Source organism: Desulfofarcimen acetoxidans DSM 771 (assembly GCF_000024205.1).
Classification (GTDB): domain Bacteria; phylum Bacillota; class Desulfotomaculia; order Desulfotomaculales; family Desulfofarciminaceae; genus Desulfofarcimen; species Desulfofarcimen acetoxidans.
The window spans coordinates 1,242,769-1,266,087 of record NC_013216.1 but is presented as its reverse complement, the minus strand read 5'-3'; the positions used below and the strand labels follow the sequence as shown (position 1 = coordinate 1,266,087).

General features: G+C 40.4%; 23 protein-coding genes, 1 tRNA gene and 1 pseudogene. 12 read left to right on the top strand and 13 right to left on the bottom strand.

What is annotated here, in order from left to right; all coding sequences use genetic code 11:
- Positions 1-35: 35 nt before the first annotated feature.
- The 5 genes from DTOX_RS06010 to DTOX_RS05990 all read right to left on the bottom strand — a co-directional run bounded on the left by DTOX_RS06010 (position 36) and on the right by DTOX_RS05990 (position 6,043).
- Positions 36-1,007 carry a polyprenyl synthetase family protein gene (locus tag DTOX_RS06010; protein ID WP_015756845.1) on the bottom strand — a complete coding sequence of 324 codons (972 nt, stop codon included), beginning with the start codon at positions 1,005-1,007 and terminating at the stop codon, positions 36-38.
- A gap of 170 nt (positions 1,008-1,177) precedes the next feature.
- Positions 1,178-2,290, bottom strand: a complete 1,113-nt coding sequence (locus DTOX_RS06005; RefSeq protein WP_015756844.1) for a mechanosensitive ion channel family protein — start codon at positions 2,288-2,290, stop codon at positions 1,178-1,180.
- A 37-nt stretch (positions 2,291-2,327) separates the two neighbouring features.
- On the bottom strand, positions 2,328-3,953 hold the full coding sequence (gene cls / locus DTOX_RS06000; protein ID WP_015756843.1) for a cardiolipin synthase: 1,626 nt from the start codon (positions 3,951-3,953) through the stop codon (positions 2,328-2,330).
- 43 nt (positions 3,954-3,996) lie between these two features.
- On the bottom strand, positions 3,997-5,190 hold the full coding sequence (locus DTOX_RS05995) for a hypothetical protein (RefSeq protein WP_015756842.1): 1,194 nt from the start codon (positions 5,188-5,190) through the stop codon (positions 3,997-3,999).
- Positions 5,191-5,524: 334 nt separating this feature from the next.
- The gene (locus DTOX_RS05990; protein ID WP_015756841.1) at positions 5,525-6,043 is read right to left on the bottom strand and encodes a stage V sporulation T C-terminal domain-containing protein; all 519 of its coding nucleotides are present in this window, start codon (positions 6,041-6,043) and stop codon (positions 5,525-5,527) included.
- A gap of 375 nt (positions 6,044-6,418) precedes the next feature.
- Between DTOX_RS05990 and DTOX_RS05985 the strand changes: the two genes are divergently transcribed.
- The 4 genes and pseudogenes from DTOX_RS05985 to DTOX_RS05975 all read left to right on the top strand — a co-directional run.
- Positions 6,419-6,973 (top strand): spore coat protein, encoded by a 555-nt coding sequence (locus DTOX_RS05985; protein WP_015756840.1) that lies wholly within the window; start codon positions 6,419-6,421, stop codon positions 6,971-6,973.
- A gap of 387 nt (positions 6,974-7,360) precedes the next feature.
- Positions 7,361-7,458 (top strand) — tRNA-Sec (locus DTOX_RS22870).
- Positions 7,459-7,676: 218 nt separating this feature from the next.
- Positions 7,677-8,345 carry an IS607 family transposase gene (locus DTOX_RS05980; protein ID WP_015756839.1) on the top strand — a complete coding sequence of 223 codons (669 nt, stop codon included), beginning with the start codon at positions 7,677-7,679 and terminating at the stop codon, positions 8,343-8,345.
- An 80-nt stretch (positions 8,346-8,425) separates the two neighbouring features.
- Positions 8,426-9,202 (top strand): annotated as a pseudogene (locus tag DTOX_RS05975) (IS200/IS605 family accessory protein TnpB-related protein); the annotation flags it as partial.
- A gap of 286 nt (positions 9,203-9,488) precedes the next feature.
- On the opposite strand, the gene DTOX_RS05970 reads toward DTOX_RS05975, so the two are convergent.
- Entirely contained in the window at positions 9,489-9,959 is a 471-nt protein-coding gene (locus tag DTOX_RS05970) for a LysM peptidoglycan-binding domain-containing protein (protein ID WP_015756838.1), read from the bottom strand.
- A 199-nt stretch (positions 9,960-10,158) separates the two neighbouring features.
- On the opposite strand from DTOX_RS05970, the gene DTOX_RS05965 reads away from it, so the two are divergent.
- The gene (locus DTOX_RS05965) at positions 10,159-10,698 is read left to right on the top strand and encodes a LysM peptidoglycan-binding domain-containing protein (RefSeq protein ID WP_015756837.1); all 540 of its coding nucleotides are present in this window, start codon (positions 10,159-10,161) and stop codon (positions 10,696-10,698) included.
- 73 nt (positions 10,699-10,771) lie between these two features.
- On the opposite strand, the gene DTOX_RS05960 is transcribed toward DTOX_RS05965, so the two are convergent.
- Entirely contained in the window at positions 10,772-12,688 is a 1,917-nt protein-coding gene (locus DTOX_RS05960; protein ID WP_015756836.1) for an ABC-F family ATP-binding cassette domain-containing protein, read from the bottom strand.
- Positions 12,689-12,837: 149 nt separating this feature from the next.
- Between DTOX_RS05960 and DTOX_RS05955 the strand changes: the two genes are divergently transcribed.
- The 7 genes from DTOX_RS05955 to clpP all read left to right on the top strand — a co-directional run bounded on the left by DTOX_RS05955 (position 12,838) and on the right by clpP (position 17,474).
- Complete coding sequence (locus DTOX_RS05955) at positions 12,838-13,161, top strand: FmdB family zinc ribbon protein (RefSeq protein ID WP_042315459.1); 324 nt, start codon at positions 12,838-12,840, stop codon at positions 13,159-13,161.
- Positions 13,162-13,179: 18 nt separating this feature from the next.
- Positions 13,180-13,545: a NifB/NifX family molybdenum-iron cluster-binding protein gene (locus tag DTOX_RS05950; RefSeq protein ID WP_015756834.1), complete on the top strand. Its 366-nt coding sequence runs from the start codon at positions 13,180-13,182 to the stop codon at positions 13,543-13,545.
- Positions 13,546-13,621: 76 nt separating this feature from the next.
- Positions 13,622-14,467 (top strand): ATP-binding protein, encoded by an 846-nt coding sequence (locus DTOX_RS05945; protein WP_015756833.1) that lies wholly within the window; start codon positions 13,622-13,624, stop codon positions 14,465-14,467.
- A complete protein-coding gene (locus DTOX_RS24730; protein ID WP_015756832.1) occupies positions 14,464-15,324 on the top strand; it encodes an ATP-binding protein in 861 nt (286 codons plus the stop codon). Before DTOX_RS05945 ends, DTOX_RS24730 begins: the two co-directional genes overlap by 4 nt.
- A 93-nt stretch (positions 15,325-15,417) precedes the next feature.
- The gene (locus DTOX_RS05935; RefSeq protein ID WP_015756831.1) at positions 15,418-16,251 is read left to right on the top strand and encodes an Mrp/NBP35 family ATP-binding protein; all 834 of its coding nucleotides are present in this window, start codon (positions 15,418-15,420) and stop codon (positions 16,249-16,251) included.
- Positions 16,252-16,339: 88 nt separating this feature from the next.
- Positions 16,340-16,864, top strand: coding sequence for a NifB/NifX family molybdenum-iron cluster-binding protein (locus tag DTOX_RS24725; protein WP_015756830.1), 525 nt, complete (start codon positions 16,340-16,342; stop codon positions 16,862-16,864).
- 25 nt (positions 16,865-16,889) lie between these two features.
- Entirely contained in the window at positions 16,890-17,474 is a 585-nt protein-coding gene (gene clpP, locus DTOX_RS05925) for an ATP-dependent Clp endopeptidase proteolytic subunit ClpP (protein ID WP_015756829.1), read from the top strand.
- 73 nt (positions 17,475-17,547) lie between these two features.
- Here the strand turns inward: clpP and DTOX_RS05920 are convergent, their stop codons facing one another.
- From DTOX_RS05920 to trmFO, 6 genes are all read right to left on the bottom strand, one after another.
- Positions 17,548-18,132 carry a hypothetical protein gene (locus DTOX_RS05920; RefSeq protein WP_015756828.1) on the bottom strand — a complete coding sequence of 195 codons (585 nt, stop codon included), beginning with the start codon at positions 18,130-18,132 and terminating at the stop codon, positions 17,548-17,550.
- Between the two features lie 160 nt (positions 18,133-18,292).
- Entirely contained in the window at positions 18,293-19,078 is a 786-nt protein-coding gene (gene codY / locus DTOX_RS05915; RefSeq protein WP_015756827.1) for a GTP-sensing pleiotropic transcriptional regulator CodY, read from the bottom strand.
- A 22-nt stretch (positions 19,079-19,100) separates the two neighbouring features.
- A complete protein-coding gene (hslU, locus tag DTOX_RS05910; protein ID WP_015756826.1) occupies positions 19,101-20,498 on the bottom strand; it encodes an ATP-dependent protease ATPase subunit HslU in 1,398 nt (465 codons plus the stop codon).
- A gap of 11 nt (positions 20,499-20,509) precedes the next feature.
- Complete coding sequence (gene hslV, locus DTOX_RS05905) at positions 20,510-21,040, bottom strand: ATP-dependent protease subunit HslV (RefSeq protein WP_015756825.1); 531 nt, start codon at positions 21,038-21,040, stop codon at positions 20,510-20,512.
- A gap of 23 nt (positions 21,041-21,063) precedes the next feature.
- Positions 21,064-21,969, bottom strand: coding sequence for a tyrosine recombinase XerC (gene xerC / locus DTOX_RS05900; RefSeq protein WP_015756824.1), 906 nt, complete (start codon positions 21,967-21,969; stop codon positions 21,064-21,066).
- A 10-nt stretch (positions 21,970-21,979) separates the two neighbouring features.
- Positions 21,980-23,299 carry an FADH(2)-oxidizing methylenetetrahydrofolate--tRNA-(uracil(54)-C(5))-methyltransferase TrmFO gene (gene trmFO / locus DTOX_RS05895; protein ID WP_015756823.1) on the bottom strand — a complete coding sequence of 440 codons (1,320 nt, stop codon included), beginning with the start codon at positions 23,297-23,299 and terminating at the stop codon, positions 21,980-21,982.
- Between the last annotated feature and the right edge of the window lie 20 nt (positions 23,300-23,319).

Sequence of the window (23,319 nt, the reverse complement as noted above, 5' to 3'; positions counted from 1 at the left end):
TCCTCGCTAAAATATATTATTGTTCTTTCCTTATTCTAAAACTTCCTGACTTTAATAAACTCAGCTGCTAAGTTCAGCGTTGATTTAATGGTATTATCGGGTAACTTGGCTAAATGAATCCTGGCTTTATGAATATATTTATCAGCAATATCAAAAGAGTACTTTATGCCGCCGCTTTTTTTAATGATTTCAATAGCTTCATAAACTTCTTTATCTGATTTAACCTCTTTAACAATAAGATCTCTAAGGCGTTCTTTGCGGGGGCTTTTTTCTAAAGCGTAAATAACAGGCAAGGTAATGATTCCCTGACGCAAGTCACCGCCGATAGGTTTACCAAGCTTATTTTTATTGGCTACCATATCCAAAATATCATCGGTAATCTGAAAGGCCATACCAATATAGTGACCATATCGATTAAGCGGCAGGTAGATTTCCTTAGGAGCACCGCAGGCAACGGCACCCAATTGACAGCTGGCTGATATCAGCAAAGCTGTTTTGCGCTTAATTCTATAAAAATAATCCTTCAAATATTGATTAACGTTAAAAGAGGTGGAAATCTGCTGTATTTCACCCTCAGACATCTTAACACTGGTATCGGACAGAACCCTTGTTATCAGGGGTTCTTTATAAGAAGATATTAAAATAAGCGACTTGGCAAACAAGTAATCGCCAACATGCACAGATATACGATTGCCCCATTTAGCTTTCACAGTCGGCATGCCCCTGCGCGTCATGGATGCATCCACCACATCATCATGCACCAATGAAGCCATATGAATTAACTCTAAAGCAACAGCCAGCGGCAATAGCTTTTTTATGTCATAATTATAAAACTTACCGCCTAAAAGACAAAAAGCCGGGCGAAGCCGCTTACCTCCGGCATTCAAGAGATGAACAGAGGTCTCCGTCAACAGTGCGTCAGGTGTTTGCACAACTTGGTACAGCTCTTGTTCTACAATTTTTAGATCGTCTTTTATCTCATTAAACAGCTTGAGCAGTTGACGCATTATTTCTTCACCTACTAATATTTTTGCACTTAAAGACCATTCCTTAAAATATGCAACAAATAATAAATATTCGCTGGTATGGGGGAAATTCCTCCAATACCTTACTTCTAATCGCAACTTTTATTTTATATGATCTGGATTAATTAATACAATAGTAATATGAAATAATTTTATCTCTGGTAATTAACTTGTCTCGGATAAGGTATTTCAATACCGGCACGGTCCAGTTCTATTTTAAAACGACGTCTTAGATTCCTCTCAATATGCCACTGCTGGCCGGCAACAGTTCGTGCAACAATCCTTACATTAACCGAAGAATCGGCAAGCTCTATTATACCCTGTACAGTGGGAATTTCCACAATATCCGCTTCTTCATGAAAAGCCTTTTCACACTCCTGATTAAGGACTCCTATAGCCCTGTCAATATCTTCCTCATAGGCTATACCAATAATTATGACAGCATACATATTTCCCCTGTTATAGTTGGTTACCTTAGTAATCTCACCGTTAGGTATAATATGCAACTGGCCCGTCCAGTTGCGGATTTTTGAAGTACGCAGTCCAATACCCTCCACAGTACCTATGGATCCTCCTACATCAACATAATCACCAACAGTAAACTGATCCTCAAAAATTATGAAAAAACCGCTTATTATATCTTTAACCAGGTTCTGTGCACCAAAACCCACGGCCAAACCCAGTATCCCGGCACTGGTTAAAATGGCGTTAGTATTGACATTAAAGATTTGCAAAATCATTATGCCAGCCATAAAGAATATAAAATATGTTAAAATACTTTTCAGTAATACCTTTAGCGTTTTGGCCCGCCTGTTTTCAAAAAAACCATGTCTAATTTCCTTATTATTAAATACCTGTTCTATAATCACCTGACCCAGATTAACAATCAGTTTCGCACCTATTATAATCCCGATAATCTTTAGAACTATAAAACCCAACCCTTTCAAGTCTTCGGGTGTTATAATTCTTACATTAAAAATTTCCAAAATAATAACAGTTGCAATTAATATACCGCCATAAAAGATTAATGACTTCAATAAAACACGCATAGCCTGCAAAACATTATTAGATATTAGTTGATTTTCGTCGGTTTCATCCTTATTTTTTAATACTTTATCCAAAAGCTTATTGGTAAACTTGATCAGGATATATGTGAACAGGATAACCAATAGAGCAGCCGCTAAATTTAAAAGAAGTGCCTCCATTACCTTTGGTTTGCTTAACGCCTCTATTTTTGTCTGAAGAATATTTAACTGCTTAAACATTGCCTAATCACCACCGTAAAATACAACATAATTAAAATTAAAGCATTGGCGACAATATACGAGCGCCTGATTCTTTAAATTTACTCCAAAGAGGTTTATTTAGAAATTGTTCATACGTAACAAGTCGACTGCAAGAAATATCAGCAATAAAATCCTTTTCCAGACGACTGACCACTTCCCTGTCATAGATTAATGCGTTCACCTCAAAATTCAAGGCAAAACTTCGCATATCCATGTTAGCAGTACCTACAGAAGCCACTACCCCATCCACCAGCAATATTTTAGCATGGATAAAACCCTTCTGGTATAAATATACCTTGACTCCGGCTTCCAATACCTCTTTAATATACGACATAGAAGCCCAGTGAACCAATCTTTTATCGGGAATGGCCGGGAAAACAAGCCTTACATCTATACCGCTTAAAGCCGCTGTTTTAAGAGCCGTTATAATGCTCTCATCCGGCACAAAATACGGTGTGGTGATAAATATTTTTTCTTGAGCAGAAGAAATTGTGGCAAAATAGACTTGCTGTATGCTGGCTCGTTCCGAATCCGGCCCACCGGAAGCTATTTGAATAGGCTGATTGGCCTGAAACTTCTGAACCGGAAAATATTGCGGCGAAACAATCGAATTCCCTGTAGCAAAATGCCAGTCCAAAAGAAATATACGCTGCAGAAAAGCCACTGCTTCTCCCTTAATCTCCAGGTGCGTATCACGCCAAAAGCCCAGTTCCCCCTTACTCAAATACTCGTCACCAATATTTAAGCCGCCTACATAGCCGGTTCTACCATCAACGACCAGTATTTTCCGGTGATTTCTATAATTCATCTTACTATGAAAAAACGGCAGCTTAACAGGTAGAAATACACCCACCTCGGCTTTTGCTCGCCAAAGAGGCTCCAGGAATTTTCTATTCAAACTGCGACTGCCAACTGCGTCATAAAGCAGCCTTACCATAACTCCTGCTTTTGCTTTTTCTATCAACAAATCTCTGATTTTATGGCCGATACGGTCAGGGCGTATAGTATAATATTCCAGATGTACATGATGTTCGGCCTTGTTTATAGATTCACAAATTGCATCAAAAGTTTCCTGGCCGTTTGTTAAAACTTGAGAAGTATTGTGAATAGTAAAAGGTTCTTCAAAATTATTTAAAATTAAATTTACCAATCTCTTTTTAGCATAGATATTCTTATCTATTGCATGCTCAGGGCCATCAAGCATTTTCAATTGTTTGTCCAGCAGAGATTTTAACTGAAGCAAATCGTCAGCCTGCAAATGATCCTTAACTTTTTTTCTTTTCCTTGGTTTTTGCCCAATAAGTATATATAAAACAAAACCCAATATAGGAAAAGCTAGCAGTACCAGCAACCAAGCTACAGTTCTGGACGAACTGCGGTTTTCAAAAACTATTAAGATAGCTATTAATAAATTAGACAAGCCGAAAAAAACAGCTACTAATTCGGTAGCCAATTTCCAGTACTGCGCTTTACCGAACTTAGTATAATTTGGCATGAATAAATTAACGGTTTGATTAGTATCTGCTATATAGTGATAACCAGTATTAAGAATACTTACGCTATAGGCAAAACCATTAGTTTCCAACAACGTAAGAAAAAGAACCAGCAGACATGCAACAAGAAGTAATTTCAAATTTCTCATAATCACCACTATGCTGTTTTTAAAATTAAATGCTTTAAATACTTTAATTAGTCACCGATACTAATTTATCAAAAAGATCCTTAGCATAAGGGTATAAGTTATTCTTATCCTTATCTATTTTTTCCATAAACAGTTTGCTTGTTTCTTGATTCAGAAGTGCAGTGGAAATAGATAATTTCAATATCTCTTTTAAGCAGTGCTGAGAAGCTAATACACCATGGGATAAAACTTTAATAACTGCTGTAGGCAAAAGATTAAATCCGCTGGTATCCAATAACATATCCTCAGCCAGTATAGCTAAAGCCCTCGGGTCACGTGATAAAGACAGGAGCAATTCCTCAGCCAAATCTTTATCAGACATGTATTCAGAAAATTTATTCCAAAGGTGCTCGCCGCCAGGCCCATTAATGCACCTGATAATTGCGTCAGCACCGGCTACTGCAGTTTCATATAATGCAGCTTCTAACACAAACTTACTGTGTATAGAAATATTTTTCTGTTGACCCTTGAGAGTCAGTTCTCCTTCGTTATGCTCAGATGAATTTTTCATTTCAGTATAAACTTTAATTAACCAGGCTAAATGAGCAGGATCTCCGGCAACAGGCTCCCACCTGGTTAAGGCGGATCTTAGATATAGTGCCAGCGGCAAGTAGTGCTCTTGCGAAATAAATTCAGCAACAACCTCATCTTTATCCGGATAATGTTCTAATTGCAAAAAATTAAAGCTATTGGCCTCTTTACACAATAATACTATTAGAGACAATCTTTCAGCAACCGGTTCGGGGGCCTCAGCAATCGAAGCCAAGCGCTTTAAAAACCATGGTCTTTGATTAATATAATCAGGCTCTTCTTGCAGTAGGAGCATCCCTGCTTCTTTACATATTTTTAAGCTATCACTTAGAGCTGCAGCAAAAATATCTTCTCTCAATATGTTAATTAATTCAGGATAGGCTTCTTTTAAAAGTTTCAAGGCCGCACTGGCTTGCCTGCTGAAACCATTTAAACCATTTTTCAACAATTCAATAACAGTTTCCCGATTAAGAAAGCTTAAAAATTCCGCTTGTTTAGCGCTGGGTGCTACCCAAAAAGCACCGGTCACAGCTTGATCAAGCATTTCTAAAGAGCTTATGTTGTCCAGGAAACTTCTTAACTCCAGTTTGTTAATCATCTTGTCTCCGTTAAAATATGCGTGAAACGCATCATTATATTTTAAATCTATATTCGACAAACCATTCATTGTACTTCACCTCTTAATTAATATTTGCGAAAAGTTTAACTATAAAACTTTCTACAAATAGACTGTCTTTCCTGCTTCATTTTATAAGTATTTATATAAAATATTACAACTTGAATCTTTATAATAGCCACAGGTACTCATACTCGTCGGAAATTATACAGTACTAACGCCGCTTATGCAATATAAATTTGCATTTCATTATACAATAACTTATCCACATATCCAGCATAAAAATAATTTCCTAAAGTATAAAAAGGCGAGCATAATGAATATAAAAAAACGCCAGTGGCATTAATTTTTTGGCCAAAGGCGTTAAACTCCAATACTTGATTCACTAATGCAGCTGCTTTGCTAAAAAGTTAGCAGCAGTTTTGGTTAGATTTATTTCCAGGCCACCCATTTCCTCATCAGCAATCATTATTATCGCTCCAACCGAGTGCTCATTTAATTTAACCGGGGTTACTAAAATATATGGAAATCTTTCACCGCCTTCAATAACAATTTTATCTCTTTCTAAGGTAGGTTCATCTCTCTTAATTAAACTTTTAATATCGTCGGAAATGTCTTTATTCATACTCTGCTTAGCCGGTATGCCTGCAGCTGCAATAATATTCTCCTCATCACAAATAAATGTTTTGCGTCCCAATGATTCAAATAAAGAGGCAGCATATTCTTTTGCATATTTACTCAAATCTTGTATAGGTTCATATTTTTTTAATATTACTTTACCTTTACCGTCTACAAATACTTCCAGGGGATCCGCATTATTTATTCTCAAAGTTCGTCTGATTTCTTTGGGTATCACAACTCGGCCCAAATCGTCAATCCGTCTGACAACTCCCGTTGCTTTCATAAATTTAACCTCCAAAAAAAGTTTATATATATTTTACTCAATAAGAACTGAAAAATACCTGGATAAATGTTAATTTTTATAACATAAATAACTGGTTAACGAGATATATGTGATACTTTTAAAAATAAATGTTCTTAGTATTCGTCAATAAATTAGTACTTAGCACTTATCTAACATGGTTATTCATTATTAAAACCTCCTTTTTTTTATCTATGCTGTTTTATATTACATATTCTGCAGAGGTGTTGCATATCCATGATGGTATTTATTTCAAATTATTTATAATGGAAATATTTAAACCAATATTTTGTATAAATTTCTAAAATAAGAACACAATATTCCTAGTATGAAAAATAAATCGGGAGGGGCAGAAATATGAAAAAGGGTATTCACGAAGCCATGGAAATGCATGAAGTATTAAATGACGAAGCCTGTACTATTGAACATTACAGCATGTATACCAGCCAATGTCAGGACCATGAATTAAGAAATATTCTGGAGAGACAACAGCGCCACATGATTGAAGATTATCATCGCAAGCTCAGTGTAATGCAGGGTCACGGGTTAGACGTATCAGCAGCATCTCGGCTGAATATGGAGCATATGGGGGCCGGGCAAAACACACATTCATACCCAAGTACTAATACCGGAACAAAGCATCTAAATGACAAAACAATAGCTGCCGGTGCACTATTGTTCCACAAATGTGGTGCCACACGCTCAACTAATGCTGCTTTAGAATGTTCTGAGCCACATTTGAGAAATCTTCTTGCCGGTTCAGCCAGATCTTGCATGGAAATGGCATACGAAATATTCCAGTTTATGAGTCACAAGGGCTGGTACCAACTACCGGAAATACCGCAAAGATTTATTAATCACATGCCCTCACAGCAGCAATATGCTCAGCATCAATATACACAGCAACAATAGTATTAACACAGTGCTAAATATTTTGAGCCTCTTTTTCTCATCCTAATTCATAATGGGAAAAGGGGGTTTCTTTGTGAAAAAGAATCAATTTGCCGCCGGTAATTGACGACAACACCCACAATTTCTCGGTGAAGCAGTACTTGATACGGCTTTACACAACATAGCGGCATTAATCGTAAACTTCAAATTCGTACTTAAGCCAACTCATCATATGTCTCCACATAATATTTTTGTCACAAATAATTTTAACCTTGTACAATTGTCGAAGTTTTGGTAGAATATCATTGCTATAGATGCAAAGTTTGAAAGGTTTATTTTATATCAATTACAATATATGCGAAACCAATCGTTTTAATAGTATGCAAACGGGGAAATGTCTATAGATACGGGGGTGGATGGTACCTGGTGGTGCTCCCGGTCTTCAAAACCGGTCGTTGGGCGGCGTTCCCGTCCATGGTGAGTTCGATTCTCACACACTCCCGCCAATAATATTAAGACTTCCGAAGTGCGGAGGTCTTTTTGTTTTGCATCAATAAGAAATGATTACGATGTGACAATAAAAAATAACGATGCAGAGAAACCGAAAAAATAACAAATTTGCTCATAAATAAACCCTCCCGAGGAGGATATAACTGTTACTAGAAAACTAAATTAATATCAAAAAACCTGCCATAATATGATATAATTTTGACAAGTGATTAGGATGGAAAACCATATAAGTATTGGCAAAGCAGCTAAATATTTAGGGGTTAGTATTAATACTTTACGTGTTTGGGAAAAGAAAAAGATATTAGTTCCAGAAAGAACTCCTACTGGCCATCGCCGCTATAAAATATCCCAAGTAGAATCCTTTGAGGGCAAAAAATATAGCCGAATTCAAAATACCGTATTTCTCTACGCCAGGGTATCTACGCAAAAACAGGCTGATGCCGGGAATCTGGATCGACAAATAGGAAGGCTTACTGAATATGCATCAAATAACAAATATGCTATTCAGGCTGTTTTTCGTGATATTGCCAGTGGTTTAAATGAAAACCGTAAAGGTCTACAAAAGTTACTTGAGGCTGTAAAGGAGACTAATAACGCCTTAGTAATTATTGAGCATAAAGACCGTTTAGCACGGTTCGGTTATGCCTACTTAGAGAAATACATTAGCGACTTTGGCGGGCATATTGTAGTAATAGAAAAAAAAGACGTCGATGAACAGCAAGAGTTGGTAGAAGATTTAATTGCTGTTACAACGTCATTTTCTGCTCGTATATATGGAAAACGTGGCGGCAGAGTAGCAAAAAAGCTGTCAAAGGTCATTGAAAGCGAGGTGACTGCCAGTGAAGACAACGGCGATGGGGATAATCCCGGAACTGACACCTAAACAGAAAGAATACATTGATAACCTCATGGATCGTTACTGTGCCGCAGTTCGTTGGGCATTTAAAAGACTGCTGGACGGATGTCAACTACCGGCAAATGGTTTTGGATTATCTTAAAACAGGCAGTGCCTATCAGGTAGAAATCCTCCGCAGAGACGGTAAATATTACGTCCATGTGAGTATTGAAGAAGAAGTTCCGATGCCATATAACCATAAGGGTGCGTTTGGTGTAGACACCAACCCGGACGGATTAGGCGTAACCCAGGTAGACTGTCTGGGGCAATACCGGGGCAGTGAATGGCTGGGTCAAGGCGAATGGACTTATGCCAGAAGAAACCGGAGAGATAACCGGACCTGCGAAATGGCTAAGAAAGTGATCCTCCAGGCTAAAGAAAAAGGTTACGCCCTGGCGGTAGAGGACTTGAAGTTTAAAAATGACAAGTCCGTAACGGCCAAGTTTAACCGAATGAGTCACAGTTTTGTCTGGTTGAAGTTTCTAAAAGCAGTTGACCGGTGTGCTGCCCGTGAGGGAGTGCCGATATTAAAGGTAAAACCGGCTTTTACTTCGGTCATAGGCATCCTAAAATACCAGCACATGTACGGCATAGCTGTTCACGAAGCGGCAGGCTATGTCATAGCCCGGCGTGGCTTGGGCTTTGATCATGAGAAGATACCCAAGATGTTGCTTGATAAACTGGTTAAAAAGAAACCTGAATTTAAACAAATGACAAATTGGAAACAATGGTCAGCAGTTAAAAAGTCTGTGCTGGCCAAGATTAAAAAAATCACGAAAAGGAAGAAGGTGAATAGCCTGGTTTCATGGCAGATTCACCGGAAAAATGTGTTAGATATAGGTTAATCCCTTTGCTATAAATTTTGCGGGCGGCACAGTACACGCAGCGAAAGGCTGTTGCCGCAAGTCAGAACCCAGGCGGAGGTAACACCTTCTCCGGGTAGTACGCTCGCTTTAAGCAGTGGCGGGGAACTCTTTTAGAGGAGACCACCCGGAACATAGGCGAGAGCCTATGGCCTAGCAGTTGAATCCTGTGACACTGCCACCCGTTTGTCGGACGGGTGAAAAAACTACTTGTAGTTTTTAGTAGGTTTTAGAAACCAGGGAAAGCAAACTAACCGCATTAAATAATTTACCTAGGAATACAGATATTTTGACCGACATAGAGCTCTCTGGGGTTTATTCCGGGATTAGCCTGCCTGATTGCTCTAACCGTAGTATTAAATCTGTCGGCCAGACTATAATAAGTATCACCGCTTCTGATGGTATAAGGAAACGTTCCTCTAGGGCATTGCCCGGAACCTGCACCAGGTCCGTATCCCGAACCAGGCCCATACCCAGGACCAGGTCCATATCCAGGACCAGGACCGTATCCAGGACCAGGACCGTATCCCGAACCAGGACCGTATCCCGAACCAGGAATACAGATTCTTTGCCCAATTTGCAGGTTATTGGGTTCAATCCCGGGATTTGCTCTCATGATTGCATCTACAGTCGTATTAAATCGACGGGCAATACTTGATAAAGTATCACCGGAACGAACAGAGTATATGGTACCGCCAGAGCAAGGCGGCGTTTGGCGCATTCCTTTTCTTATATTCATTTATTTTCCACCCCCCTATTAATTTATAATATGCATAGTGTTTGTAGAAGGGAACTATTGTCATTAAACATTTATACGATTTTAAACCGATATTAATTTAATCTATTCGGCTTTAACCGCTTATATATAATTTTATTTTAGCTGTTCCCTTCTTGATTCATCTTGCATAATCTATTAATAATTATGGGGGTGACAATAAGTGAATGATACAACATTAAATCACCAGTTACCGCCTTGCACCGGCGGAACGGTATATACTATCCGCCCGGGAGACTCCTTGCTAAGTCTGGCCAGCCGTTTTAATACTACAGTAGAAGCTATCACTAATGCTAATCCAGGCATCGTTCCTACTAACCTACAAATTGGTCAGCAAATCTGTATTCCCGTAAAACCGGTTCCCGGAAAATGTCAGGGCGGTTTTCTCTACAGCATCAAACCTGGGGATACCTTTTATAATCTTGCAAATCGTTTTGGAATTGCTGTAGACTCTTTAATCGCAGCCAATCCAGGAGTAGATTTCAATAAACTGGCAGTCGGCCAGGAAATATGCATTCCTTCCACTCCTCCAACCCCGACAAAATGCCCGAGTGGAACATTTGCCTACACCATACAAAGCGGTGATACTTACTTCCGCCTGGCCAAACGATTTAATACAACTGTCAGAGCTATCAGAGAAGCCAATCCAACGGTAGATCAGAACAATCTTCAAACAGGACAGAGCATCTGCATTCCCAGGTAAAACAAATGTGACTAATAAAAATCCCGGGAATTCCGGGCTTTTTATTAGTCAATATATTTTATAGATTCCATGACTATTGATCAGCTAATTCTATCCATTCATCTAAATATACTTCCAAGGACAGCTTCTTGCTCTCCAAATTATTATTTTTTTCCAACAATAATGAAATGTTTTGATTAACCTCCGGTAAATATATTTCTTTTTCCAGCAGAGCAATTTCTGACTCTGTTTCTCTGATTAACTCTTCCAGTTCATATTTACGGCGATTTAATTTTTCTTTTTGACGCTGCGCCTCTTTTTGGAACTGGTAATTATGCCTGGCCGCTTCTTTCTTTATCTCTTCCTCCCTGTTGACAAGCTCCACAATATTTATACTGCGGCTTTTTCTGTTTTTGAGATAATAATCATAGTTGCCGATATAATCAATAATTCCAAATTGAGTCAATTCAAGAACACGTGTGGCAATTTTATTTAGAAAATACCTGTCATGAGAAACAAACAATAAGGTTCCCTGATAATCTGCCAAGGAATCTTCCAGCACCTCTTTACTATATACATCCAGATGATTGGTGGGTTCGTCCAGGAGCAAAAAATTAGCTTTTTTCAACACCAATTTAGCCAATGAGAGCCTGGATCTCTCTCCCCCGCTTAAATCAGACGCATTTTTAAAAACATCGTCACCCCTGAATAAGAAATTGCCTAATAAAGTTCTGACATATTTTTCATCAAGATGAGGATACTCATCCCACAACTCATGCAAAACCTGCTTGGTACTAATAATTTTAGCTTGTTCCTGCTCATAACAGTTTAATTTTACATTTATGCCAGTGAAGATAGCACCATCTAAAGCTTTTATTGTACCCGAAAGAGTTTTCAGCAAAGTGGTTTTCCCTACACCGTTTGGCCCAACCAATGCCACTCTTTCTCCTTTCTCAATTTCAAAGTTTATGCCACTGGCCAGAGGATTATCTTTATAGCCTATATCAAGGTTTTTAACCCTTAGCACCTCATACGAGCTTTCTACAGATAGACCAAAAGAAAAACTTACATTTTTTTGCATCATGGGTTTCTCTGCTTTTTCCATACTCTCCAACCGTTTGCGACGGCTTTGAGCCCGCTTGGTGGTTGATGCACGTACAATATTACGTCTGATAAAGTCCTCGGTCCGGGTGATCTCCTCACTTTGTTTTTTGTACTCCTTTAATTGCTGCTCTACCTGCCCGGCCTTTATCTCAACAAACTGCGAGTAATTACCGGCATACCTGACCGCTCTGCCATTAACCAGTTCATAGACAACACGCACCAGTGAGTCCAAAAAGTACCTATCATGAGAGACTACTAAAACGGCACCCGTATATTCTTGCAAATACTGCTCCAACCAGGACATTGTCTCCATATCCAGGTAATTGGTAGGCTCGTCTAAAACCAGAACATCCGGTTGTGAAAGCAAAAGCTTGCCTAAAGCAAGACGAGTTTTCTGACCTCCGCTCAGAGATCTGACAAGAGTATGATAATCATCAACCGTAAATTTCAAGCCGTGCAATACACCCCTTACAGAAGCCTCATAGCCATAATAGTTTTTTTGTTCCAGTTCCTCAGCTAAACCGGCATACTCCTCCATAAACTTCTGCTGCTCTCTGATATCTACGGATAATCTACCGTTGCCCATCTGCTTTTCCAGCTCTCTCAAGACAAGTTCTTTTGCAATCAGCTCTTGAAAAACACTGATCATTTCATCCCATATTGTCCGCTCTGATACTAAGCCACCGTCCTGCGCCAGATAACCTAAGGAAACTTCCCTGGGTTTTATAATATTGCCACTGTCACAATTCATGCTGCCCGTTAAAATCTTCAGCAGTGTAGACTTGCCGGCACCGTTTGGCCCGATCAGACCTACCCTTTCTTTTTCCTGAATATTTATATTTACATCATTAAGTATGATACTCTGACCAAAGGCTTTGCTGACGTGTGCTGCTTGCAACATAATCATACCATTTCACCTCACACGCTGAAATTTTACCCGATATAAAGAAAAGTTACAATAGGCAAAGGATCTTTTTATTTACATGTTGACATATGTTCATAACTATTATATACTGATAATAAAATTATGCTTAATAACAAAGGGGTGTTATTATTATGAGAGAGTTTATATGTACTCAATGCGGGCACAAGTTTACTGTAGCTTTGTGCAACGGTCAGAAAGGCTGGCAAATATCCTGCCCCCAATGCAGCAGCCGGGTGATGCGAGTCCATAGTTCAGGAAACGCTCAGATCACCGGACAGGGAGGCTCTTTCAGTAGAGGCGGAGGTCAGAATCAGGGTAAGAACGGTTGTGGTCGCGGAGGAAACAATGGTTTCGGCGGCGGAAGAGGCCAGGGAGCGGGCAAAGGATTCTGTCGTTATAATGCAGGCAGCAACAACCAAATTAACAATACAGGTACAAGTAACCAAAATATTTAGCCAGGAGGCGTTAAAATTATGAAAATTGCTGTATCAGCTGAAGGTCAAGAATTGAATTCCCCGGTAAATCCACGATTCGGCAGATGTGAGTACTTTGTAATTTATGACCAGCAAACCGGCAGTATTGAAGCTATAGCCAATCCCGGAACAAGCGGGGCAGGAGGAGCGGGAATAAAAACTGCACAGGCTCTGGCCAACAAAAAAATCGATGTCGTACTGGTAGGAAATGTTGGTCCAAACGCAGTAGAAACCCTTAATGCAGCTAAAATAGACATATATTCAGGTATAACAGGTACTGTGCAGGAATCTATTGATTTATATAAAAAAGGTGCTTTAACCAAAACAAACCAACCTTCCGTAGATTCCCACTTTGGTCTGAAGTAAAATGTATTTTTTGTTACAAAGATAGTGGGATGTTAAACATCCCACTTAAATAATTTTTTTACAGGTGAGTGATATTATGATTATTTCAGTAGCCAGCGGCAAGGGCGGTACAGGAAAAACAACTGTTTCCACATCTTTAGCCCTGGCTTTAGACAGGATTAGGCCTGTGCTGTTTCTGGACTGCGATGTTGAAGAACCCAACGCACACATATTTTTAAAACCTGCTATAGCAACTACAGAAAAAGTGCATAGACCTATACCAATGATAGATTACGACAAATGCACTTATTGCCAAAATTGCAGTGATATATGCGCATTTAATGTTCTGGCTGTTCTGGAGAAGACAGTTTTAATTTTTGGCGAGTTGTGCCACTCCTGCGGCAGCTGTTGGTACCAGTGTCCGGAAAAGGCCATTACACAGACAGATAAAGAAATTGGTCTCATTGAAAGCGGTAAATCTCAAAATATGGACTTTAGTAACGGAAAATTGAATATAGGGGAAGCAATGAGCCCCCCTTTAATAAAAGCTGTCAAAGCCAAAATCAGTCCTAAAAAGACTACCATCATTGACGCACCCCCGGGAACTTCCTGCCCGGTCATAACTTCAGTTAAAGATACTGATTTTTGTATTTTGGTAACGGAACCAACTCCGTTTGGACTCAATGATTTAAAGCTATCTGTTGAAATGCTTCGCGAAATCGGTGTTCCCTGCGGAGTAATTGTGAATCGTGCAGATATTGGCAATGACGATGTGCTGAGATACTGTACAAGAGAAAATATTCCTCTGCTCATGCAGATACCCTTTGATAGAAAAATTGCTTCATTGTATGCCAAAGGAACACCTATTGTGGTCGAGATGCCGGAGTACATCGAAAAGTTTCAAAATGTATATTTTGAAATTGAAAGGATGGTTCAATCTTGAAAGAACTGCTTATAATAAGCGGTAAAGGTGGAACCGGTAAAACCAGTATTGCCGGTTCTTTCGCCGCCTTGGCCGCTCCCGTGGTTTTAGTTGATTGCGACGTAGATGCAGCCAACCTGCATCTGCTGCTCAATCCTGAAATTAAAGAAGAACATGAATTTTTTGGCCTGCCCAAAGCAACAATAGATAAAGATAAATGTACCGGCTGCAATTTATGTCAAGAGCTTTGCCACTTCGATGCAATATCTGAGGGTATGGTAAATCCGTTTCTCTGCGAGGGATGCGCTTTTTGCTTTTATATCTGTCCGGAACAAGCAATAAGCCTTCGGGATAATGTATGTGGACACTGGTTCATCTCCAATACCAGATATGGTCCAATGGTACACGCCAAGCTGGGCATTGCCGAAGATAACTCCGGAAAACTGGTAGCAGAAGTAAGAAAAAACGCTCGTGAAGCAGCTAAAGAAAAAAATTTAGAAATAATTATAACTGACGGTCCTCCAGGAATCGGTTGCCCGGTAATCTCCTCTCTTTCCGGTATTGATTTGGCTCTGATAGTAACTGAGCCCACGCTTTCGGGCATTCATGACTTAAAAAGAGTTGTTGGCCTATGCAAACATTTTGGGGTTAAAACAGCGGTCTGTATCAATAAATACGATCTTGATGAGAAAAACACCCGCACTATAGAAGAATATTGCGCTGAGGAAGATATACAGGTAGTAGGTAAAATTTCTTTTGATCCTTCTGTTACAAAAGCTATGCTTAACGGAAGACCTGTAATTGAACTGGCTCAACTCAATGTTTCACAGCAAATTAATGCCATGTATAATCTAATATACAGACAAATCTCAACATAAAAAATATTATTGACATGAGTTCATATATGAAATATCATGTTTTATGTAGCTTGGCAGATAATAGTAACACTTAGACGATGGGGGGAATTTAAAATGGCTAAGCAAAACCCTGACTGCCAGTCATGCTCTGAGAAAGACAGCGGCTCCTGTGATTCTACCACTTGCTCCAAACCCCAAAAATTACCGCAAAATCCATCAAACAATATCAAACGTGTAGTAGCGGTAATGAGCGGCAAAGGCGGTGTCGGTAAATCTTCGGTAACAAGCCTCGTGGCGGTCAGCCTTGCTAAACAAGGATATAAAGTAGGTATTTTAGATGCTGACATTACCGGCCCCAGTATTCCAAAAATGTTTGGTATAAGTGACCGGCCGGTATCTGACGGAAAAGCTTTAATGCCTATCTGGAGCAAAAAACTCAATATAAAAATAATGTCGCTTAACCTGCTTTTGGACAATGAGGACGACCCGGTTATTTGGCGGGGGCCGATTCTGGCAGGAGCGGTCAAACAATTCTGGAGTGATGTTGCCTGGGGCAATTTAGATTACTTAATAGTAGACATGCCTCCCGGAACCGGTGATATACCGCTCACTGCCATGCAGTCTCTGCCCATAGACGGCATTATCATAGTTACCTCTCCACAGGAACTGGCTAATATGGTTGTCCGCAAGGCAATTAAAATGGCTAAAATGGAGGAAGTCCCGATTATAGGCTTAATTGAAAATATGAGCGGTATTGTTTGCCCTCATTGCGGTGACCATTTCAACATATTCGGTGAAAGTACAGCACAAAAAGCAGCCCAACAAAACGCTATCCCCTTGCTCAAGGTATTGCCTCTGGATCCCAAGCTAAGCGCTTTATGCGACCAGGGTGATATTGAGAAATATGAACAGCTTTTAGATGATATAACTCCATTGCTAAAAAATTAACATTAATAAGAAAAACTTAACTATACTTTTTATCTGTTACTATGTATAATTTCTATTATATAATAATATATTACAAAGGGTGATTTTTATGAAATTAGCTATACCAAATGATAACGGTCAAGTCAACCAGCATTTTGGGCGCAGCAAAGAATTTATTATTCTAGAAATGGAAAACCAAAAAGTAAAAACCGCTACCCCTGTTTCCGCTGCCCAGTTAGCACATAACCACGAAGGTCTGGCCGGCTTAATGAAAGACAATAGCGTAGAAGTGGTTATTCTGGGCGGTATTGGCCCGTATGCTCTGCAAGCACTGGAACAAGCAGGCTTGAAAGTTATTACCGGGGCTTCCGGAGACATCATGACCATTGCTGAAACTTATGCAAGGGGCGAATTAACCTCTAAAAATGTAGTTTGCAACCATCATCATGGTGATCATGATCATGATCACGGGCACGGACACGGCCACAGTCATGAGCATAGTCACGGTGATGAAAAACATTCTCACCCGCATGATCATCACAGCCACGACCACGGCCATAAAGAAGGCCATGACCACAAACATAATCATGATCATTCCCAAAAAGGCGGATGCGGTGGCGGTTGCGGCCACTAAGTGATATTTCAAGGGAGGGAAACTTTTGTCTACTCTGGTTCCGATTGTAGTTGAGCAAACTAACCGCGGTGAAAGATCTTATGATATATACTCACGTTTGCTCAAGGACAGAATTATTTTCATCGGCGGTCCTATTGAGGATTATACTGCTAACTTAATTATTGCTCAGCTTTTATTTTTGGAGGCTGAAGATCCGGAAAAGGATATTCACCTGTATATTAATTCACCGGGCGGGGTTGTTACAGCAGGTATGGCCATTTATGATACTATGCAATACATTAAACCGCCTGTATCTACAATTTGTTTGGGGCAAGCCGCCAGTATGGGTTCTTTCCTGTTAGCTGCCGGGGCACCTGGTAAAAGATTTGCTCTTCCCTATGCCAGAATAATGATTCACCAGCCGTCAGGCGGTATGCAAGGACAGGCCACTGATATCGGTATTCATGCTAAAGAAATATTGCGCATGAAGGAGATATTAAATAAATTACTATCTAAACACACCAAACAACCTTTGGATAAAATAACCAGAGATAGTGAGCGAGATTTCTTTATGTCAGCAGAGGACGCTAAGGAATACGGCATTATTGATCAAATAGTTACCAGAAAATAATCTGGAATTAATGAATAAGGTGACTCAGAAGGCCTTGCAGCCTCTAAGTCACCCTTTTTATTTTTCTCCGGTTTTAACGTGCATAGATATAGTTTTGCTTAATATACTGATTGAGCAACTCATTCTCCGACAGATCCTTTTCACCAAAACTCTCGGTACTACTGGTAAGGATGACCTCATTAAAAGAAAAGTTCATTCTGATAGATAAATCAGCAGCAGATGTCTGGTTGATTAGAGAAGAAAAAGCATATGTATAGCACTGCAACCATGGCCAAGGAAATTGATCCTGTATGTTTTCCGGGAAGCTTTCTGCTATAATTACTGCTTCTACCCCATTGGCAGCATTCAGTAAATTACGCAATGTCTCAGGGTTAATACTCTTTACCTCTTGTACAATTTTCAACCTTTTGTTCAATAAATAATAAGATATTAATTCTCTTTGCTTTATTACATTGCATATTGCTTCTTCACCGGCAGCTTCTTTGAGGACTGAAAACACCACTAAATCTTTGGATTTCCGGTGTCTGGCGAGAATATCCATGCAATATTCAGCTAACTGGAACTTTTCTTGCAAAGGTTCCAGAGAAAAATGTTTAATTAAATGCTGCATCAGGTATTGAATCAAATCTTCTTTATTGAAATCAATATTAATTTGCATAACGACACCCCGGCTTTGGGTTTTATATACAATATGCCGGTAAAAATAAATTAATCACTACTGCTGAAAATATTTATCTACCCAAACCTCTTCCGGGCAAACACAATAAAAAAATTAATAAAAGAAAAAACCACAGGTTTTTTAGCTGTGGTTTTTTAGACTACTGTTGTTTTAATCTTGCCAATTCATCAAGCAATCGATCATTTAGTACCCTGATATAAGTCCCCTTCATACCAAGAGAACGTGACTCTATAACGCCTGCGCTCTCAAATTTTCGAAGCGCATTTACTATTACAGACCTCGTAATACCCACTCTATCTGCAATTTTACTAGCCACCAAAAGGCCTTCTTCACCGCCCAGCTGTTCAAAAATATGCTGGACAGCATCTAATTCAGAATAAGACAGAGTCCCTAACGCTACCTGCACGGCAGCTCTCTTACGAGCTTCTTCTTCCATTCTGTCTGCCCGTGCCCTCAATATCTCCATACCAACGACCGTAGCACCATATTCAGCTAAAACAAGATCCTCATCATTAAAATTCTCGTTAATTTTAGCCAGTACCAGTGTGCCTAAACGTGATCCTGCACCAACTATGGGAACAACGGTAGATACCTTATTATTAAATTTGCACCTACATTCATAATCAAATACACAAGCATTGGCTGTTTGGCAGAAATTAGAGTGTGTTTCTGTAAGCTGCAACAAATTATCGTTGTATTCGGTTGGAAAACTTTCCTTGGCTTCCACTATATCTACCATGATTTCACAAGTAAAACCTTGCAAGTAAGAGTGTCCAAGCGGTTTTCCTCTGCGATCGATAATATAAACGCTGCAACCTAAATTATCACTGAGAGACGCTGCAATTTCCTTAAAATCTACAGGGTATCCGGCTGATTTTTGAAGTAGTCTGTTGATTGATCTAGTTTTTTCAAGCAGTGCTCGCATATTACCGCCTCTTTCCCCTCTTTTACAAAATGTAGCGACTCAAGTCCTCATTGAGCAGAACATCTTTTAATTTATACCGCACATAATCTTCATCTATCTCTATGCTCTGACCACTTATCTCAGGTGCCTCAAAGGAGTAGTCTTCCAAAAGCTTCTCTAATATCGTGTGAAGACGACGTGCACCGATATTTTCAGTTTGCATATTAACAGTATAAGCGATTTTTGCAATTTCGACAAGTGAATTTTGTGAAAATTTTATCTTGACACCTTCTGTAGCTAAAAGCTCGGTATATTGTTTAATTAAAGCATTTCTAGGTTCCGTAAGAATCTGTAAAAAATCAGCTTCCGATAGACTCTCCAACTCAACCCTGATAGGAAAGCGTCCCTGCAATTCCGGCAGCAAATCCGATGGTTTGCTGATATGAAAGGCTCCGGCTGCAATAAAAAGCATATAGTCTGTTTTAACCGGACCGTATTTTGTCATCACTGTGGATCCTTCAACTATTGGAAGTATATCCCTCTGGACACCACCCCTGGAAACATCCGGACCACCTGAGCTATCCTTGCCGGCAATTTTATCAATTTCATCTAAAAAGATAATGCCCTGCTCCTCGGCTCGTTTGATAGCTTGAGAAGTTACTTCATCCATATCGATTAAATTTTGCGCTTCCTGTTGAGTTAAAATTTTTCTGGCCTCAGCTACAGTAACCCTTCGCTTCTTTTTTTTCTTGGGAAAAAATCCACCTAACACATCCTGAACATTAATCCCGATTTCCTCCATACCACTGCCGGAAAATACCTCCAACATAGGAGAACCGTTATCCTCGACCTCAATATTCACAAATTCCTGCTCAAGTTCACCGCGGCTTAACTTTTCCCGCAAGGTCTCTCTTTCAAAACCAATGCGCTTTTTATATTGCTGCTGCGATTTGCTTTCTTCCTCATTTTGTGTATTCCCGCCAAAAAGCATCTCCAACGGATTACGAGGCTGTTTCTCCTGAGCCGGCATTGGTGCCAAAAGTTCCACAATTCTTTCTTCAGCTATCTTTTGAGCCCGTTCTTCTACTAAACTCATTTTCTCGCGGCGTACCATACGGATTGATATCTCCAGCAAATCACGAATCATCGACTCAACATCTCTTCCCACATAACCAACTTCAGTGAATTTGGTAGCCTCAATCTTAATAAATGGGGCCTGCACCAACCTGGAGAGACGTCGGGCTATTTCAGTTTTACCTACACCTGTCGGCCCAATCATAAGAATATTTTTGGGCAGTATTTCATCCCGCATATCTTCAGACAGCTTGCTGCGACGGTAACGATTGCGCAGCGCTATAGACACTGACTTTTTGGCCTTATTTTGTCCTACTATATATTTATCCAGTTCAGCCACAGTTTGACGAGGAGTAAGATCCTGCATGATATTCCCTCCTATATCTCTTCTACAATGATGTTGTTGTTAGTATAGACACAAATATCTGCTGCCACAGCCAGTGCTTCACGTACGATTTCTTTTGGCTCCAATTGGGTATGCTTGGCCAGAACCCTGGCTGCAGCCAGAGCATAAGGGCCACCGGAGCCCACTGCTATTACCCCGTCATCAGGTTCTATTACTTCGCCTCCCCCTGACAGTACCAACATGGTCTCTTTGTCAGCTACAATCAGCAAGGCTTCTAAACGCCTTAAAATTTTATCCATACGCCATTCCTTGGCTAACTCTACCGCAGCTCTTTGTAAATTGCCGTTATATTCTTCAAGCTTTGCCTCAAATTTCTCAAACAAAGTAAAAGCATCCGCTACCGAACCGGCAAAACCCGCCAATATCTTATGGTTATACAAACGGCGTATTTTACGGGCTTTGTGTTTAATTACGGTCCTATCACCAAAAGTAACCTGACCGTCCCCGGCTATAGCTGTTTTCCCATCTTTTTGTACAGCTACTATGGTTGTGGCGTGAAACAATTCTTCCCACTCCCTTTTTTATATTATGATCTTGGATGATATTTTTTGTGAACACCTTTAAGCTTTTCCACTGATACATGAGTATAAATCTGTGTAGTGGAAAGACGAACATGGCCCAAAAGCTCCTGTACCGAGCGCAAATCAGCCCCGTTGTCCAGGAGATGTGTAGCAAAAGTATGCCTTAAGGTGTGGGGACTGATAGCTGATTTCAAACCCGTCTTTTCAATATATTTATCTATAATTTTGCGTATGCCCCGGTCAGATAAACGAGTTCCTGAATTATTGAGAAACACTGCCTGTTCAGATTGAGAAATTTTCGACAACTTATGCCTGCCGTCTTTGATATATAACTTTAAAGCTGCCGCGGCATAAGTCCCAAAGGGTATCATGCGTTCCTTAGAACCCTTGCCGTAAGCCTTGAGCATACGGCTGTCAAAGTCTAAAGCACTTAAATCCAGATTCACTGCTTCCGATACCCTGAGGCCGGCGGCATAAAGAATTTCCAAAAGTGCCGCATCACGCTGACCCAGCGAAGTTGTACTGTCCGGCGCCTCCAAAAGAAGTTTGAGCTGTTCTGTTTCCAGAAAAAGCGGCAATTTACCGTTTCCTTTCGGAGTTGCTACGCCGGCCAGATGGTTTTGCTGAAGATAGTCTTCTCTGCATAAATATTTATAAAAGGAACGCCAGGAGGCTAACCTGCGGGCCACAGTGCTGCGGGCCAAACCCTTTTGCTGCATTTGGGCCAGATATCTTCGCATCAGGTTGTGGCTAACATCCATTGGCAGCAATTCATTGTCTTTCTTATTTAAAGCGGCACTAAAAAAATCTATCCCGTCAAATAAGTCCTTCTGATAACTTTCTACTGTTTTCGGGGAAGCATTTTTCTGCAACTGCAGATATATGATAAAATTATCTAATAAGCTGTACATAAACCCACCTTCAAAAATCCACTATACTCTCCTGCCAGGCATCCAACGCCGATAAAGCCCGCTCTGCCAGCATTCTGTTCCTGGTTTTCTTGTCCCTAACCCTTTCTTGCAAAGGTGGGATTAAACCAAAAGTAACATTCATAGGTTGGAAATTACCTTTCCCAGCCGCAGTTATGTAATTAAAAAGAGAGCCATGGGCTGTCTCTGCTGGAAATACCAGAGGTGCTTTTTCGCAAGCTAAACGGCTTGCGTTTATACCTGCCAGAAGCCCCGCCGCCGCGGATTCAACATAACCTTCTACACCTGTCATTTGTCCGGCAAAAAAGAGTTGGGGACGTATTTTACATTCAAGTGTCGGAAGAAGCAAAGCTGGAGAATTAATGTAGGTATTGCGATGCATTACTCCCATACGAACAAAGTCAGCCTGCTCCAAGCCCGGAATCATACTGAATACACGACGCTGCTCATCCCACTTGAGATGTGTTTGAAAACCCACGAGGTTGTATAGAGTTCCTTCAGCATTGTCCTGCCTTAATTGAACTACCGCATAAGGCCTTTTTCCGGTACGCGGGTCTGTCAGGCCTACAGGTTTCATAGTCCCAAAAAGAAGCGTCTCCCGCCCTCTTTTAGCCAGCACCTCCACCGGCATACAGCCCTCAAAGTTAATCTCCTTTTCAAATTCTTTTCGTGGCGCCCTTTCAGCAGATGCCAGCTCTAACCAAAAAGCCTCGTACTCTTGCTCGGTCATAGGACAGTTTATATAGTCAGCTTCACCTTTATCATAACGAGAAGAACGAAAAACCCTGGACTGGTCTACCGAATCCAAACTTACAATAGGCGCAACCGCGTCATAAAAATACAAATATTCCTGGCCGGTTAAGGCCTTTATACTTTCAGCCATATGATCAGAAGTCAAGGGCCCGGTAGCCAGAACAATAATTCCATCTCCAGGTATTTCTTTAACTTCCTCCCGTATAACTGTTACCATCGGGTGATTCTCCAATACCTCCGTTACCGCGCGGGCAAAGTTATGGCGATCTACTGCCAGGGCGCCCCCGGCGGGGACACTATGACTATCGGCACACTTCATGATTAAGGAATTCATGCGTCTCATTTCTTCCTTTAAAAGGCCGACAGCATTTTCTATGCTGGCAGCCCTCAAAGAGTTACTGCAAACAAGTTCAGCAAACGCCCCCGTATGGTGTGCCGGAGTGTTTTTCTCCGGTCTCATCTCATAAAGATCAACTGTCACACCGCGTTTAGCTGCCTGCCAGGCCGCCTCTGCACCTGCTAAACCCGCTCCAATCACTGTTATATTACTTCCCGTCAAAGTACCACCTTCTACTGCTG